The following is a 15607-nucleotide window of genomic DNA, read 5'->3' on the forward strand; positions in this document are numbered from 1 at the left end:
TCCTGGCTTCAGGCCTTGCGGGCGGTATAGAACAGGGGCAGCTGCGGCTGGAAGTCCTTCCATTCCGCGCCGTACGCACTCACCTGGTAGCTGGCGCCCAGCGGCACGTAGGGCACGTCTTCGATGACCTGCAGCTGGATCTGTTCGCAGATTTTCTTCTGCGTCGCCAGGTCGGGGGCATTGAACCAGTCCTGCCGCAACTGCTCCAGCTTGGGGCTGTCGGGCCAGCCCCACCAGGCGGCCTTGCCGTTGCCGCGCAATGCCAGGTGGCCGGCCGGATCCAGGTTGTTGGGGCCGGTCAGGCCGGTGAAGGCGATGTTCCAGCCGCCCTTGCCCGGCGCATCCTGGTTGTTGCGCCGTTGCACGGCGGTGCCCCAGTCCATGGTCTGCACGTCGACGTTCAGGCCGATGCGCTTGAACAGGTCCGCGGTGACCAGCGCCGCCGCATGGTAGTCGGGGAAGTCGGCCGGATCGATCAGCACGATGGGTTCGCCCTTGTAGCCGGCGGCCTTGATGTCGGCGCGTACCTTGTCCAGGTTGCGCTTGCCGGTCAGCTTGTCCATGCCGGCCTCGGTCGCCATCGGCGTACCGGGGACGAAAACGCCCATGCGGTCGGTCCAGTACTCCTTGAAATCCGACCCGTTGATGGCCGTCATGTAGTCGGTCTGGTTGATCGACGCCAGCACCGCCCGGCGCATCAGCACGTTGTTGAACGGCGGCTGCAGGTGGTTGAAGCGCAGGATGGCGACGGTGGGCAGGCTGCGCTTGAGCAGGGTGATCGACGGATCGGCCTTCAGCGCGCCGATAAAGTCCTTGTCCACGGCTTCCACGCCGTCGACCTCATGCGCCTGCAGGGCGGCAATGGCGGTGGCGCGGTCAGGCACGACGTTCCAGCGCACTTCGTCCATATAGGCGACCTTCGGCCCGGCGCTGAACTGCGGCGGGAAGCTGTCCTTGCGCGGCACGTAGCCGGCGAACTTTTCGTAGACCACGCGCGAGCCCGACACCCATTGGTCGCGCATGAAGCGGAAGGGGCCGCTGCCTATCATTTCCGTGACCGGCTTGTCCTCCGGCCCCTTGGCCAGGCGCTCGGGCATGATGGCCGCCATGCTGCCGGTCTGGCGCCCCAGCGCGTGCAGCAGCAGGGGGAAAGGGTGTTTCAGCTTGAACTGGAGCTGCTTGTCGTTGAGCGCGGTGAGCTCCGCGGTGGCGGCCATCAGCGACTTGCCCATCAGGTCGCGCTGCGCCCAGCGACGCAGGCTGGCCACCGCATCCTGCGCCCGCACCGGCGATCCGTCATGGAACACCAGCTGGTCGCGCAGGGTGATCACCCAACGCAACTGGTCGGCGTCCATTTCATGGCCGGCCGCCATCTGCGGGTGCGGCTGGTACTCGTTGTCCATGCCGTACAGGGTGTCGAACACCATCTGCGCATGGTTCTGCGTGATGGTGGCGGTCGTGAACGTGGGATCGAGCAGCGTCAGGTCCGTCTGCGGAACCCAGCGGAATTCGACGCGTGGCGCCGCGCGCAGGTAGCCCGGCAAGGCCAGGCTGGCCGCGCTGGCGGACGTGGTGATCAGGAAGGTTCTACGGTCCATGTGTGGCTCCCGTTCTCAAGAGATGAATGCGCTCAATACAGGCCCCCGACCTTGTGGCGGGCGACATAGTGTCCCGGGCCGACCTGCTCCAGCGGCGGCACGTCCGGCTCGTAGTCCAGCGGACGGACCGGGCTGGGCAGTTCGGCGTTGTCCAGGCGGACCTCGCGCCGGCGCCGGGGATCGGGCACCGGCACGGCGTGCATCAGCTTGCGCGTGTAGGGATGACGCGGGTCTTCGAAAACGGCCTGGCGCGGGCCGATTTCGACGATCTGGCCCAGGTACATCACGGCCACGCGATGGCTGACGCGCTCGACGACGGCCATGTCGTGCGAGATGAACAGATAGGAGACGCCCAGCTCGCGCTGCAGGTCGATCAGCAGATTGACGATCTGCGCCTGGATGGAGACGTCCAGCGCGGATACCGATTCGTCGGCGATCAGCACGCGCGGGTTCACCGACAGCGCGCGGGCGATGCAGATGCGCTGGCGCTGGCCGCCGGAGAACTGATGCGGCCAGCGCGTCGCCATGGCCGGGTCCAGGCCCACGCGCTCCATCAGCGACGCCACCCTGCGGTCGGCCTCGGCGCCGCTGGCGACGCCGTGGATCAGCATGGGTTCCTTGATGGATTCGCCCACCCGCATGCGCGGATTCAGCGATGCGAACGGATCCTGGAAGACGAACTGCATGCCGCGTCGCAGCGCGCGCAGCGACAGCGGATCGTCGGGGCGGACCTGCTGGCCGTCGAACTCGACGCTGCCGGAGGTGACGCGGGCAAGCTGCAGGATGGACCGGCCCGTGGTGGTCTTGCCGCAGCCGGATTCGCCCACCAGCGATAGCGTTTCACCGGCGTGCAGGTCGAAGCTGACCTTCTCCACCGCGTGCACGCGCCGCTTCACGCGCGCGAGGATGCCGCCGCGCACGTCGAAGCGCGTGACCAGGTCGCGCACGCGCAGGATGGGATGCTTGGTCGGCGTGTCCTGGACCGCCGCGGATGCCGGCGCTGGCGATGTTGCCGGTGTCGCCGGTGTCGCCGGTGTTGCGGGTGTTGCGGGTGTTGCTGGTGTTGCCGGTTCCCGTGCCAGGGCTGACGCCTGCCCTGCCTGCGCGGTCGCCGGCGGCGCGGACGCGGCGGCGCCCCGCGGCTCCGCTTCCAGCAGGTCGAAACGCGCCGGCGCCGTCGTGCCGCGCATGGCGCCCAGCTTGGGGGCGGCAGCCATCAGCGCGCGCGTGTACGGTTCGCGCGGCTGCGCGAACAGCGTCTCCGCGTCCTCGCTTTCGATGGCGCGGCCGCGACGCATCACCATCACGCGGTCGGCCACTTCGGCCACCACGCCCATGTCGTGGGTGATGAAGATCACCCCCATATCCATATCCCGCTGCAGCTCGCGCACCAGTTGCAGGATCTGCGCCTGGATGGTCACGTCCAATGCGGTGGTGGGCTCGTCCGCGATCAGCAGCGCCGGCTTGCAGGACAGCGCCATGGCGATCATGACGCGCTGGCGCATGCCGCCCGACAACTCGTGCGGATAGCGGCGCATGACGGCCGCGCCATCCGAGATGCGCACGCGGTCCAGGATGCGGCGCGTCTCGGCCTCGGCGGCGCGCGCGTCGCCGGGCTGGTGCAGCCGGATGGCCTCGACGATCTGCGCGCCTATCGTCATGACCGGGTTCAGCGACGTCATGGGCTCCTGGAACACCATGCCCAGGTCCGCGCCGCGCATGGCGCGCATCTGCTCGCTCCCGGCGGCCGCCAGGTCGACGATCGTGCCGTCGCGGCGGCGAAACGTCATGCGGCCGCGCGCGATGCGCCCACCGCCGAACTCCACCAGGCGCATGATCGCCAGCGAGGTCACCGACTTGCCCGACCCCGACTCGCCGACGATGGCCAGCGTCTCGCCGCGATCGACATGCAGGGTAATGTCCTCGACGGCCGAAACCGCTTGCGAGGCCGGCCCGAAAGCCACCGTCAGCCCGGCGACGTCCAGTACGCGCCGCTCGTGCTGGCGCATATCGTCCGCCGGCCCGGCGTCCTTGCGTGCAAGCGTGGGGTCGATGTCGATCGCCATGGTCAGATCCTCTTCGCCATGCGCGGATCGATGGCGTCGCGCAGCCCATCGCCCAGCATATTGATGGCCAGGATGGTCACCGACAGGAAGATCGCCGGAAACGCGATCAGGTAGGGTTTGATCTGCCACAGCGCGCGGCCCTCGGCCATGATGTTGCCCCACGACGGCGTGGCCGGCGGTACGCCGGCGCCGATGAAGGACAGGCCGGCCTCGGCCAGGATGGCGACGCCGCAGATATAGGTGGCCTGCACGGTCAGCGGCGCGATGGTGTTCGGCAGGATGTGGCGCAGCACCACGCGCAGCCGGCCGGCGCCCGCCGCCACCGCCGATTCGACGAAAGGCTGCTCGCGCAGCGACAGCACCACGCCGCGCACCAGCCGCACGACGCGCGGGATCTCCGCCAGCGTGATGGCGAAGATCACGTTGTGCAGCGAAGCCCGGCTCAGCGAGATCAGCGCGATGGCCAGCAGGATGGTGGGAATGGACATGAAGCCGTCCATGATGCGCATCGCGACCGCGTCGATCCAGCGCACGAAGCCGGCCGCCAGGCCGATCGCGACGCCCGCCAGGGTCGACAGGATGGCCACGGTGAAGCCGACGATCAGCGACACCCTGGCGCCGTAGATCACGCGCGAATACACGTCGCGGCCCAGCAGGTCCGTCCCGAACCAGTAGCGTTCGCTGGGCGGCCGCGTCCGGTTGACGGGCGACAGCGCCGTCGGGTCGACCGTATGCAGCCACGGCGCGAAGACCGCGATCATGATCAGCAGCAGCAGGAGCAGCCCGCCCAGCGCGATGGTCGGATGCTCGCGCATCGTCCGGATGAAGGCGCGCATCAGTATTTGATCCTTGGGTCGAAGACGCGATAGAGCAGGTCCACCGCCAGGTTGATCAGCACGTACATGAAGCTGAACAACAGGATGACGCCCTGGATCACCGGATAGTCGCGGCGCAGGATGGCGTCCACCGTCAGCCGTCCCAGTCCGGGAATGGAGAACACGGTTTCGGTGATGACGGTCCCGCTGATCAACAGCGCGACGCCGCTGCCGATCACGGTCAGGATGGGCACGGCGGCATTCTTCAAGGCGTGGCGGAACAGCAGCGTGCGGTCATGCACGCCCTTGGCGCGGGCGGTGCGCACGTAGTCCTGCGACAAGGTCTCCAGCAAGGTCGCCCGCGTGATGCGGGTGATCAAGGCGATGTACACGCTGCCCAGGGCCAGCGCCGGCAGCACCAGCGTATGCAGCGACGTCCACAGGCCGCGCGACAGCGGCGCGTAGCCCTGAACCGGAAACCAGCGCAGCTGCAGGCCCAGCGTCCACGCCAGCAGGTAGCCCACCACGAAGGAAGGCACGGAAAAACCCAGCACCGCGCCCACCATGATCCCGCGATCCTGCCAGGCGTTGTGCCGCCACGCCGCCAGCGCGCCCAGCGGCACGGCCACCAGCACGGACAGGATCAGGGTCATCACCATCAGGCTGAACGTCGGCGCGAGCCGCTGGCCGATCATGTAGGTGACGGGCTGGCTGGTGAACAGCGACGTGCCCAGGTCGCCGTGCAGGACCGCCCATATCCAATGGCCGAACCGCAGCAGGAAGGGCTGGTCCAATCCCAGCGTGGCGCGAATGCGGGCGATATCCTGCGCGGTGGCGTCCTCGCCCGCCAGCAGCGCGGCGGGATCGCCCGGCGCCAGGTCCAGCAGCGCGAAGACGAACAGCGCGACGAACAGCATGACGGGCAAGGTGGCAAGCAGCCGGCGCAGGATGTAGGAAACCATCTGACCTCGTCGTGGAAAACCCGGATAGGCGCCGTGCCGCTGTCGCCCGGCGCGCGTTTCCACGCGTGCCGATGCGGGCATTTGCGCGGTGCAAAAAATTCTAGGGTCGGGTTAGGCGGTCAACAATTTCAAAATTCGCCGGCGGCCGTTGCCGAAATTAGAACTGCCCGCAAAGCCAGTGCTGGCGCGGCTTTGCGGGCAGTACGTAGTCGCCCTGATGGGGATATCCCCAGGGCGCGGGATCAGACAGCGACGTCCACCGAACCCGCCGCGCGCCGTGCACCGGCATCTCCCCGGGCCAGCGCGGCGTCCGGCGGCGCGGTCACGATGCCGGTGCGGAAATCCACCGGCGGTTGCGCGCGCAGCCGCGCCAGGTCCGGCAGCGGCCGGGCCAGGTCGGGCTGGCGTGCCCAGGCCCATTCCAGCGACTTGCAGATCTCCAGCAGCGCCAAATCCTGCCGGAAGCCGCCGATCACCTGCATGCCGAAAGGCATCCCGGCGTGATCGCGGCCGCACGGCATGGACAGCGCCGGATTGGTCATCAGGGTGACGACATAGGTCAGCGCCAGCCAGCGGTAATAGTTTTCCTGCGGCTTGCCGTTGATGCGGTCCAGCGCCAACTGCGTCCAGGGAAAAGGCGACACCGGCGTGGTCGGCGCCAGGATGATGTCGTAATCGCGGTACAGGGTCTGGAACGCCTTGAACATGCGCGTCTGGTCCAGATGCGCCGCGGTATGGTCGGCCAGCGTCATCGATGCGCCCATCTCGTAATTGGCGCGCGGATTGGGCCCGAGGTTGTTCGGATCGGCTTCATAGGCATCCCGGTAGCGGGCCACGTAATTGGCCGCGCGGATCACGTCGAAGCAGCGATGCGCCGCGCCCAGGTCGGCTTGCACTTCGTCGCAGCGCTTGAACAGATGCCGCATGGCCTCGATCCTGGCCCGGAAAACGCGGCGTATGTCGTCGTCCACGTCGCAGACGCCGAAGTCCACGGTATAGCCGACCCGCAGGCTGCCCAGGTCGCGAGGCCGCAGGCTGGCGAAGGCCGTCGCGTCCACGTCGTAGGACAAGGGATCGCAGTCGCCGCGGCCCGCGATCGCGGACAGGTGCAGGCCCACGTCGTCCATGCTGCGTCCCATGGGCCCGACCACGGAGATCGGCGTCCACCCCAGCGCGCGGCGCTCCACCGGCACCAGTCCCGGAGAAGGCCGGAAGCCGATCACTCCGCACTTGGCGGCGGGAATGCGCAGCGATCCCCCCGTGTCCGATCCCGTGCACAGCGGCAGCATGTCGGTCGCGAGCGCGACGGCCGAACCGCCGGACGAGCCGCCGCAATTCAGGCGCGGGTCGAAGGGATTGCCCGTGGCGCCCCACACCGGGTTGCGCGTATTCGCGCCCGCGCCCAGTTCCGGCACATTGGTCTTGCCCACCACGATGGCGCCCGCCCGCCGCATGCGCCCCACCATCAGGTTGTCGGCGGCCGGCACGTGCGCGCGGTACATCGGCGAACCGAACGTGGTCAGCAACCCTTCGGTTTCCTCCAGGTCCTTCACTCCCAGGGGCAGGCCATGCAACGCGCCCAGCGGCAGGCCGCGCAACACGTCCTGCTCGGCCTCGCGCGCTTCCTTCATGGCGCGGTCGTAGCAGGTCGCGGTAATGGCGTTCAGGTAAGGATTGAGCGCCTGGATGCGGTCCAGGCAGGCCCGCAGCAGTTCGACCGGCGAAATGGTCCTGTCGCCGATGGCGCGGCGCAGGTCGACGGTGGACCAGGAAACCAGGGAATCGGTGGCGGTCGGCATGGGGCGCATTCCAGAAAGGCGGGATGCGCCCGATTCTGGAAGTCGCGCGACGCACTGTCCATTACAGTTTTTCGCAGCGCGCGTTCTCCAAATTCGAACCGGCGGCCGCGGCCGCTAGGATGCGAACAGGGACTGCAGGTCCACGCGCGCCGCGGCCTCGGGCTCTTCCAGCGCCAGGGTGGCCTCGATGTGCTGCAGGTGATGCCGCATCAATGCCGCGGCGCGCACGCCGTCGCGCGCTTCGATGGCATCGATCACGTCTTCATGTTCCTGATGGGGGCACGCCGGCGTATTGGGCTTGTCGTACAGCGTGATGACCAGGCAGGTCTGCGCGCACAGCTCGCGCAGGGTGCGCATCAGGATGCGGTTGCCCGTCAGCTCCGCCATCAGCAGATGAAACTCGCCGGAAAGGCGGATGATGTCGGCGCGCTCGCCGGCCCGCCGCGCCGCGGCTTCGCGGCGCACGTGCGCCCGCAGGCGGCCGACCTGCGCCGCCTTGCAGTCCCGCGCCAGCAGCTCCGCCATGGGCGGCTCGATCATATGACGCATGGCGAATACTTCGCGCGCTTCCTCCACGCTGGGCTTGGCGATGAAAGCGCCGCGATTGGGGATCAGCGTGACCAGGTTTTCGTGCGCCAGGCGCGCCAGTACCTGCCGGATCCGGCCGCGCGTGCTGCCCGTGACTTCCGCCAGATGGTCTTCGACCAGGCGGGTGCCGGGCAGGAGCCGGTGTTCGAACACGGCCTGCTGGAGCTTGCGATAGATTTCTTCGTTGGCGAGCATGGCCGACATTCTAGATTGCGCGCAATCCAAATGGAAATGTGTCGCGATGCGATGCGGCAAATTGTCCACGCTCGGACGGCGCGCGCGACGCGCCTGAGGGCCGGCGCCTGGGTTGCCCATCCCGCTTCCCGCCGCCCCGTCGTTGGAAAACACGCACCGAACCATGCGCCTTTCAGGTGCAGGACGCCCCGTTCTGACGCATATGGGCGCCCGGGCCGTTACGTCGCCGGGCGACGCGAACCGGCCCGTACTCCTGGGCACAAAGCCATTCGAGATTGTGCACAATCCAATCGAAAAGTTGGCACAGGTATTGCTTGAGCAGGGATTGATCATCGCGTACCGCGGCGCACGCGCCCGACGGCGCGCGGCCTTTCCATCCGTATCGACCACGCACTACAGGAGCGTTTCCCATGTCCTTCATCAAAGCGGTGGCAGCCATCGCCCTGGCAACCCTGGCGGGGTCGTACAGCGCCGCGCAGGCCGCCGACCCGGAAATCAAGCTGGGCTTCGCCAAATGCGCGCACTGCGTGCCCATGAGCCTGACGCCGCAGCTGGCCAAGGGCGTGACCATCGATGCCACCGCCTTCACCTCCGGCAATGACGTGCTGACGGCGCTGGTGTCCAAGAGCGTGGACGTGGCGCAGGTCACCTACCTGCATTTCGTCACCGCGCTGGACAAGGGCTTCGACGTCGTCGCCGTCTCCGGCCAGGTCAACGGCGGTTCGGAAATGCTGTCCGCGCCGGCCTTGAACCTGAAGGCCGACGATTGGGACGCGCTGAAGAAACTGGTCGCCGACCGCAAGAAGGCCGGCCAGCCGCTGCGCGTGGCGGCCTCGCGCGGCAACGCGCAGGACCTGCACATGCGCGGCGTGCTGGCGACGCACGGCATCAACCCGGACAAGGACGTGCAGTTCATCAACATCCCCAACCCCGCCGACCATGCCGCCGCCCTGCAGCGCAACGAGATCGACCTGGTGTCCACGGTGGAGCCCTTTGCTTCGCAGATCCGCATGACGGGCGCCGGCAAGCATTTCGATTTCCCCTATGACCAGGCCGCCGGCAAGCTGACCAACCTGATCGTGACGCGCTCCGACGTCATCAAGGACAAGCCGCAGGCCGTGCAGGCGACCGTGACCGCGGTGGTGGCGCTGGTCGACAAGCTGAAGAGCGACCGGCAGGTGTGGATAGACAGCATCACCAAGTACACCGCGCTGGATCCCAAGGTGGCCGCCTCCGCGCTGGAGAATGCCTATCCCGACTATGCGATGTACCAGAAGCAGACCCTGGCCATCGCCAAGATGATGAAGGACCTGCACTACGTGTCCACCGACGTCAGCGGCCAGATCCCCTCGCACATGGATTACAGCTTCCTGGTCAAGGCCACGGGCAAATCCAAGAGCGACCTGGGCGACTGACGCCCGGGCACGGAGAATCCGATGCGTCTATTCGCCCATAAGGAGCGGCTGGTGGTGCCGGTCGTCGTCCTGCTTGCCTGGGAGGCATTCTCCCGGTCCGGCCTGATTCCGCCCGCGCTGCTGCCCGCGCCGTCGCGCGTGCTGTGGACCTGGGCCGACTGGATATTCGGCACCGATGGCAGCACGCAATCCTATAGCGGCGAATGGCTGCCGGCCGCCTTCGCCAGCCTGCTGCGCGTCCTGGCGGGCTATGCGATCGCTGCGGTCAGCGGCATCCTGCTGGGCATCGCCATCGGCTGGTGGCGCTGGGTCGAGAAGACCATCGAACCGACGATACAGGTGCTGCGGCCCATCCCGCCGGTGTCATGGATCCCGCTCGCCATCATCTGGTTCGGCATCGCCAACAAGCCGGCTATTTTCCTGGTGTTCCTGGGCGCCTTCTTTCCCATCCTGATGAACACCATCCATGGCGTGAAGAACGTGGATCGCAACCTGATCCGCGCCGCGGCCATGATGGACGCGACCCAATGGCAGCTGTTGCGCCACGTGGTGCTGCCCGCCGCGCTGCCCAGCATCTTCTCCGGCCTGCGCATCGCCATCGGCTCCGCCTGGATGCTGACGGTCACCGCCGAGATGGTCGCGGTCAAGAGCGGACTGGGCTATTCCCTGTGGGATTCGTATTACTTCCTGCGCTACGACCTGGTCATCGCCGCGATGGTCAGCATCGGCCTGCTGGGCTACCTGTCGGACCTGCTGCTGAAGATCATCATGAACGCCTGCCTGCACTGGCAGCGCGGCTCCACGCTGCAGGGCAGCCAGCAAACCGCGGGAGGCGGACGATGAGCCACGTCGTATTCGAGAACATCGGCAAGACCTTCTACGACTCGCGCCGCAACACCGAGCTGCTGACGCTGCAGGACGTCTCGCTGAGCGTGGGCCATCATGAACTGCTGTGCCTGCTGGGGCCATCGGGCTGCGGCAAGTCCACGCTGCTGAACATGCTGGCGGGCTTCGAGCATCCCACCAGCGGCCGCGTCACTGTCGAAGGCAAGCCCGTGACCCGGCCAGGCGCCGACCGCGGCATGGTGTTCCAGCAGGCCACGCTCATGCCCTGGCTGCCGGTCTGGGACAACGTGGCCTTTCCCTACCGCCTGCGCGGCAAGTCCAAGGACGAACGCCGCCGGCTGGCGCAGCCCTATATCGACCTGGTGGGCCTGACCGGGTTCGAGGACCACTACCCGTCCGAACTCTCGGGGGGCATGAGCCAGCGCGTGGGCATCGCCCGCGCATTGCTGCTCAATCCCGGCGTGATCCTGATGGACGAACCTTTCGCCGCGCTCGATGCGCAGACCAAGGCCGACATCCAGGAAGAGCTGGTGTCGATCTGGCAGAAGTCCCGATCGACCATCGTCTTCGTCACGCACAGCGTGGAAGAAGCCCTGATCCTGGGCACCCAGGTCGCCGTCATGACGCACCGGCCCGGACGCATCCGCGAATTGATCCCTATCGACCTGCCCCGACCGCGCGACACCACGTCGGCGCTGTTCAACGAAATCAAGCGCCACGTGCTGGCCCTGATCCGCGAAGAGGCCGCGCTGGCCCGCGCGGCGTAAGGCTATCCACGGCGGCCACTAGCTGGAACTGAAAAACCATGACGATGAAACGCCTGCTGCTCGGCATGCTGACCCCTTCCTCCAACACCGTGCTGGAACCCGTGACCAGCGCCATGCTCGCCGGACTGGACGACGCCAGCGCGCATTTCGGCCGCTTTCCCGTCACCGAGATCGCGCTGTCGGACAGCGCGCTGGCGCAGTTCGACGACACGCCCATCCTGCGCGCCGCCGAATTGCTGGCGCACGCCAGGATGGATGTGATCTGCTGGAACGGCACCTCGTCCGGCTGGCTGGGTTTCGAGGCCGACCACGAACTGTGCCGCCGCATCGAAGCCGCCACCGGCATCCCCGCCTGCACCTCGGTGTTGGCGCTGAACGAGATTTTCGACCTCACCGCGGTCAAGCGGTATGCGATGGTGACGCCCTACACCGACGACGTGCAGGCGCGCATCCTGGCCAATTATGCGCAGGCCGGCTACGAGTGCGTGGCCGAACGGCATCTGGGCAAGCGCGACAATTTTTCTTTCTCCGAGGTGGACGCCGATACGTTGCGCGGCATGGTACGCGAGGTCGCGTCCGCCAAACCGCAGGCCATCTCGATCTTCTGCACCAATCTGCGCGGCGCCCCGCTGGTGCGGGAACTGGAACAGGAAGTCGGCATTCCCATCTACGACACCATCGCCACCGCCGTGTGGAAATCGCTGCGGATCGCGGGCGGCGACGTCAAGCGCGTGCATGGCTGGGGCTCGCTGTTTCAGGAGGTGGCATGAGCCTTCCCGACTCGCCCGGCGCCTACGACCTGGTGGTGCGCAATGCCCGCGTCGCCACCGCGGCCGATGTTTTCGAGACCGACATCGGCGTGCGTGACGGCCGCATCGCCGCGCTGGCGCGCGGGCTGCCGGCGGGCGCCCGTGAAATCGATGCCGCCGGCCGCTGGGTCCTGCCAGGCGGCGTGGACGCCCATTGCCACCTGGCGCAGAAGACCGGCGACGGCTCCGTCATGGCCGACGACTTCCGGTCGGGCACCCGCTCGGCCGCCTGCGGCGGCACCACCACGGTGATCCCCTTCGCGGCGCAGCTCAAGGGCGAATCGCTGGCGCAGGCGGTGCGCGACTACCACGCCGTGGCCGACGGCCAGGCCTGCATCGACTACGCCTTCCACATGATCGTCGCCGACGCCACGCCCAGCGTCACGAACGAAGAACTGCCGGCACTGATCGACCAGGGCTATACGTCGTTCAAAATCTACATGACCTACGACGACCTGAAGCTGGACGACCGCCAGATCCTGGACGTGCTGTATGCCGCGCGGCGCCACGGCGCCATGACCATGATCCACGCGGAAAGCAGCGACTGCATCGCCTGGCTGGCCGACCGCATGCTGGCCGAAGGGCTGGATACGCCGCCCTACCACGCGCTGTCGCGGCCGCCGGTGGCCGAGCGTGAGGCGACGCACCGCGCGATTTCCCTGGCCGAACTGCTGGATACGCCCATCCTGATCGTGCACGTGTCCGGCCCCGACGCCATCGAGCAGATCCGCTGGGCGCAGACGCGCGGCCTGAAGATCTACGCCGAGACCTGCCCGCAGTATCTTTTCCTGACCGCCGCCGACCTGGAAGGCGACCTGCTGCACGGGGCGCGCTGCATCTGCAGCCCGCCGCCGCGCGACGAAGCCGCCCAGCAGGCGGTCTGGAACGGCCTGGCCAACGGGACGTTCCAGGTCTTCTCGTCTGACCACGCGCCGTTCCGCTTCGACGGCCCGGGCGGCAAGAAACCCGAGGGCGAGCACACGCCCTTCAACCACGTGCCCAACGGGATACCCGGCCTGGAGACACGGCTGCCACTACTGTTTTCCGAAGGCGTACTGCAAGGGCGCATGGACATCAACGACTTCGTCGCGCTGACGTCCACCCAGCCGGCCAAGCTCTACGGCCTGTATCCACGCAAAGGCACCATCGCCATCGGCACGGATGCCGACATGGTGATCTGGGATACCGGCATCACACGCGTGATCCGCAACGGCGACCTGCACCACAACGTGGACTACACCCCATACGAAGGCCGGACGGTACAGGCCTGGCCCGCGATCACGCTGAGCCGCGGCCAGGTGGTCTATGCCGACGGCGTCTTCCAGGGACAGGCGGGCCAGGGCCGTTTCCTGCGCTGCGATCGTCCGGCCCCCGCGCGGCCACGGCGCGCGACGCGGCGCCACGCACCCTGGCTGTCCGCCTTGTCGCGCATGGATGCGTGGACGGATGCGGGGACTGCGGGGGACGTGGGGGACGCGGCATGAATGCCGCGCCCTTCTTCGACCTGCTGATCACCAACGTCACAGCGCTGACGGTCGACCCCGCGAATCCGTGCATCGCGCACGCCAGCATAGGCGTACGCGACGGGCGCATCGCCTGGATCGGCGCGGCCGTGCCACCGGGCGCGCAGGCGACCCGGATGCTGGACGGCACCGGACGCGTGGCCACGCCAGGCTTCGTCAACGTCCATACCCATTCGGTCCTGACGATGGTGCGCGGCGTCGCCGCCGACCTTGGATTCGCGCCTTCCTATACGCCGGGCATCCCCAAGGCTTCCGACCTGGACGACGAACAGGCATGCGCGCTGGCGCGCCTGGGCGCGATGGAAGCCCTGCTGGCGGGCTCGACCGTGATCGGCGACCACTTCACCCACGCGGACAGCACCACCGAAGCCATCGCCGCCCTGGGGCCGCGCGTCGCGGCCAGCTGGCGCATCCTCGACGTCGATTTCGACCGCGTCGCCCGCAGCCGCGAATGGGTGCACGAGCCCGCCATCGGTGCAGCCCTGCTCGCGCGCGGACTGCAACTGGCGGATCGCTGGGCGGGACATCCCCGCGTCACCGTGCAACTGGCCGCGCATGCGGCCGATACCTGTTCGGATCAGTTGCTGGCGGACGTCGCGCTGCATGCCGGCCGGCTCGGCCTGCGCGTGAACACGCACCTGGGCCAGAGCCAGGCCGAGGTCGATCGCGTGCGTGCGCGCTGCGGCAAGACCTCGACCCAGGTGATGGACCAGGCCGGCCTGCTGAACGACCGGCTGATCGCCGGCCACTGCATCTACGTATCGCCGGACGACGCCGCCCGGCTGGCCGCGGCCGGCGCCCACGTCGCGCATATCCCCAAGTGCAACGCCGCATCGGGCCGCTTGGCGCCCACCCCCATGCTGCGCCGCGCCGGCCTGAACATCGCCCTGGCGACCGACACGCAGCATGGCGACATGATCGAACTGATGCGCTGGGCGCTGGCGACCGCGCGTATCCAGGAAGGCCGGGTGGACGATGCATGGCAACCGGCCGACGTGCTGCACATGGCCACGCAAGGCGGCGCCGACGCGATGGGGCTGGGCGATGAGCTGGGCAGCCTGAGCGTGGGCAAGCAGGCCGACATCGTCCTGCTGGACGCCACGCGGCCGCACTGGGTGCCGCTGGTCAATCCGGCCGGCACGCTGGTGCACACCGGACAGGGACGCGACGTCGAAACGGTGATCGTCGCGGGCGATATCGTTGTCGACCAAGGTCGGCCGGTGTACGCGGACCTGGACCGCATATGCGAAGACGGCAGGCGCGCGGCGCGGCAGGTGTGGGAAAAGGCGAGCTAGCCGGCGCCTTTGCGAGTACCGCCGCACCCATTCGGGCAACACGCCAGGAACGCGCGCAGGATGGGCGATGCATCGCCCTTGCGCCAGGCGATGGCGATCTCGGCGGCAGCGTACGATTCCTTGATCGGCCGGTACGCCACCTTGCGGCCATGCAGCTTGTCCATCGACTCCGGCACCAGTGCCACGCCGGCGCCGGCGGCGACCATGCCCAGCACCGACTCCATGGGCTCGGCCTCCTGCACGACGTTGGGCACGAAGCCGGCGCGCCGGCAGGCCTGCAGCGCCAGTCGGCCGAAGCCGCGTCCCTTCGACCACGGCACCATGACGAAATCCTCGTCGGCGAGGTCGCGCAGCGACAGGCCGCGACGCGCGGCCAAGGCGTGTTCCGCGGGCAGTGCGGCGAGCAGGCGCATGCGTGTCAGCTTGCGCGTTTCGAGCTCGTCGTCATCGATGGGTAGCACCACCAGGCCCACGTCGATGCGGCCTTCGACAAGGGCCGCCTGGTGATAGGCCAGGTTCAGCGGATTGAGCACCAGTTCCACTTCGGGATGGCGGCGGCGAAACAGCGCGAGCGCGTCCGGAAAAAGGTACGCCGCCGTGCCGCCCAGGCCGATGGCGATCTTGCCCACCTGTCCCGCCGCCACGCGCCGAGTGGATACGACCGCCGCCTGCGCGGCGGCGACCAGGGCGCGCGCCTGCTCGTAGAAATGCGCGCCCGCGGCGGTGAGCCGCACGTATTGCTTGGAACGCTCGAACAGCGGCGTGCCGATCTCCGCTTCCAGCAGCATGATCTGGCGGCTGACGGGCGGCTGGGATACATGCAGCAGCGCCGCCGCGCGCGTGAAACTGAGTTCTTCGGCGACCGCGATGAAGTACCGCAGCTGGCGCAATTCCATGTAATACCTTTTTAGCATTACCGTGGTGCCGAT

Annotated in this window: 13 protein-coding genes; 6 read left to right on the top strand and 7 right to left on the bottom strand. The window is 67.8% G+C overall.

Annotated features, from left to right (window positions below):
* Nucleotides 1–8 precede the first annotated feature (8 nt).
* The 6 genes from CAL12_RS23305 to CAL12_RS23330 form a co-directional block, all read right to left on the bottom strand.
* Entirely contained in the window at nt 9–1598 is a 1590-nt protein-coding gene (locus tag CAL12_RS23305) for an ABC transporter substrate-binding protein (protein WP_086066790.1), read from the bottom strand.
* Nucleotides 1599–1630: 32 nt separating this feature from the next.
* Nucleotides 1631–3607 carry a dipeptide ABC transporter ATP-binding protein gene (locus tag CAL12_RS23310; protein ID WP_086068070.1) on the bottom strand — a complete coding sequence of 659 codons (1977 nt, stop codon included), beginning with the start codon at nt 3605–3607 and terminating at the stop codon, nt 1631–1633.
* 59 nt (nt 3608–3666) lie between these two features.
* Nucleotides 3667–4500 carry an ABC transporter permease gene (locus CAL12_RS23315; RefSeq protein ID WP_086066791.1) on the bottom strand — a complete coding sequence of 278 codons (834 nt, stop codon included), beginning with the start codon at nt 4498–4500 and terminating at the stop codon, nt 3667–3669.
* On the bottom strand, nt 4500–5441 hold the full coding sequence (locus CAL12_RS23320; protein ID WP_086066792.1) for an ABC transporter permease: 942 nt from the start codon (nt 5439–5441) through the stop codon (nt 4500–4502). Before CAL12_RS23320 ends, CAL12_RS23315 begins: the two co-directional genes overlap by 1 nt.
* 242 nt (nt 5442–5683) lie before the next feature.
* Entirely contained in the window at nt 5684–7249 is a 1566-nt protein-coding gene (locus CAL12_RS23325) for an amidase (protein ID WP_086066793.1), read from the bottom strand.
* Between the two features lie 105 nt (nt 7250–7354).
* Complete coding sequence (locus tag CAL12_RS23330; RefSeq protein ID WP_232464612.1) at nt 7355–8023, bottom strand: GntR family transcriptional regulator; 669 nt, start codon at nt 8021–8023, stop codon at nt 7355–7357.
* A 410-nt stretch (nt 8024–8433) separates the two neighbouring features.
* Between CAL12_RS23330 and CAL12_RS23335 the strand changes: the two genes are divergently transcribed.
* The 6 genes from CAL12_RS23335 to CAL12_RS23360 are packed head-to-tail and all read left to right on the top strand — an operon-like array spanning nt 8434 to nt 14678.
* Nucleotides 8434–9438 (top strand): ABC transporter substrate-binding protein, encoded by a 1005-nt coding sequence (locus tag CAL12_RS23335; protein WP_086066795.1) that lies wholly within the window; start codon nt 8434–8436, stop codon nt 9436–9438.
* A 21-nt stretch (nt 9439–9459) separates the two neighbouring features.
* On the top strand, nt 9460–10281 hold the full coding sequence (locus CAL12_RS23340; protein WP_086066796.1) for an ABC transporter permease: 822 nt from the start codon (nt 9460–9462) through the stop codon (nt 10279–10281).
* Entirely contained in the window at nt 10278–11051 is a 774-nt protein-coding gene (locus CAL12_RS23345) for an ABC transporter ATP-binding protein (protein WP_086066797.1), read from the top strand. Before CAL12_RS23340 ends, CAL12_RS23345 begins: the two co-directional genes overlap by 4 nt.
* A 38-nt stretch (nt 11052–11089) precedes the next feature.
* Nucleotides 11090–11821, top strand: coding sequence for a maleate cis-trans isomerase family protein (locus tag CAL12_RS23350; RefSeq protein ID WP_086066798.1), 732 nt, complete (start codon nt 11090–11092; stop codon nt 11819–11821).
* Nucleotides 11818–13344: a dihydropyrimidinase gene (gene hydA / locus CAL12_RS23355; protein ID WP_086066799.1), complete on the top strand. Its 1527-nt coding sequence runs from the start codon at nt 11818–11820 to the stop codon at nt 13342–13344. The genes CAL12_RS23350 and hydA overlap by 4 nt, the downstream gene beginning before the upstream one ends.
* Nucleotides 13341–14678: an amidohydrolase family protein gene (locus CAL12_RS23360; RefSeq protein WP_086066800.1), complete on the top strand. Its 1338-nt coding sequence runs from the start codon at nt 13341–13343 to the stop codon at nt 14676–14678. The genes hydA and CAL12_RS23360 overlap by 4 nt, the downstream gene beginning before the upstream one ends.
* Here the strand turns inward: CAL12_RS23360 and CAL12_RS23365 are convergent.
* Nucleotides 14675–15574, bottom strand: coding sequence for a LysR family transcriptional regulator (locus CAL12_RS23365; RefSeq protein WP_198298308.1), 900 nt, complete (start codon nt 15572–15574; stop codon nt 14675–14677). The two genes, CAL12_RS23360 and CAL12_RS23365, sit on opposite strands and share 4 nt — an antisense overlap.
* Nucleotides 15575–15607: the final 33 nt, after the last annotated feature.

It is taken from the genome of Bordetella genomosp. 8, assembly GCF_002119685.1.
Classification (GTDB): domain Bacteria; phylum Pseudomonadota; class Gammaproteobacteria; order Burkholderiales; family Burkholderiaceae_B; genus Bordetella_C.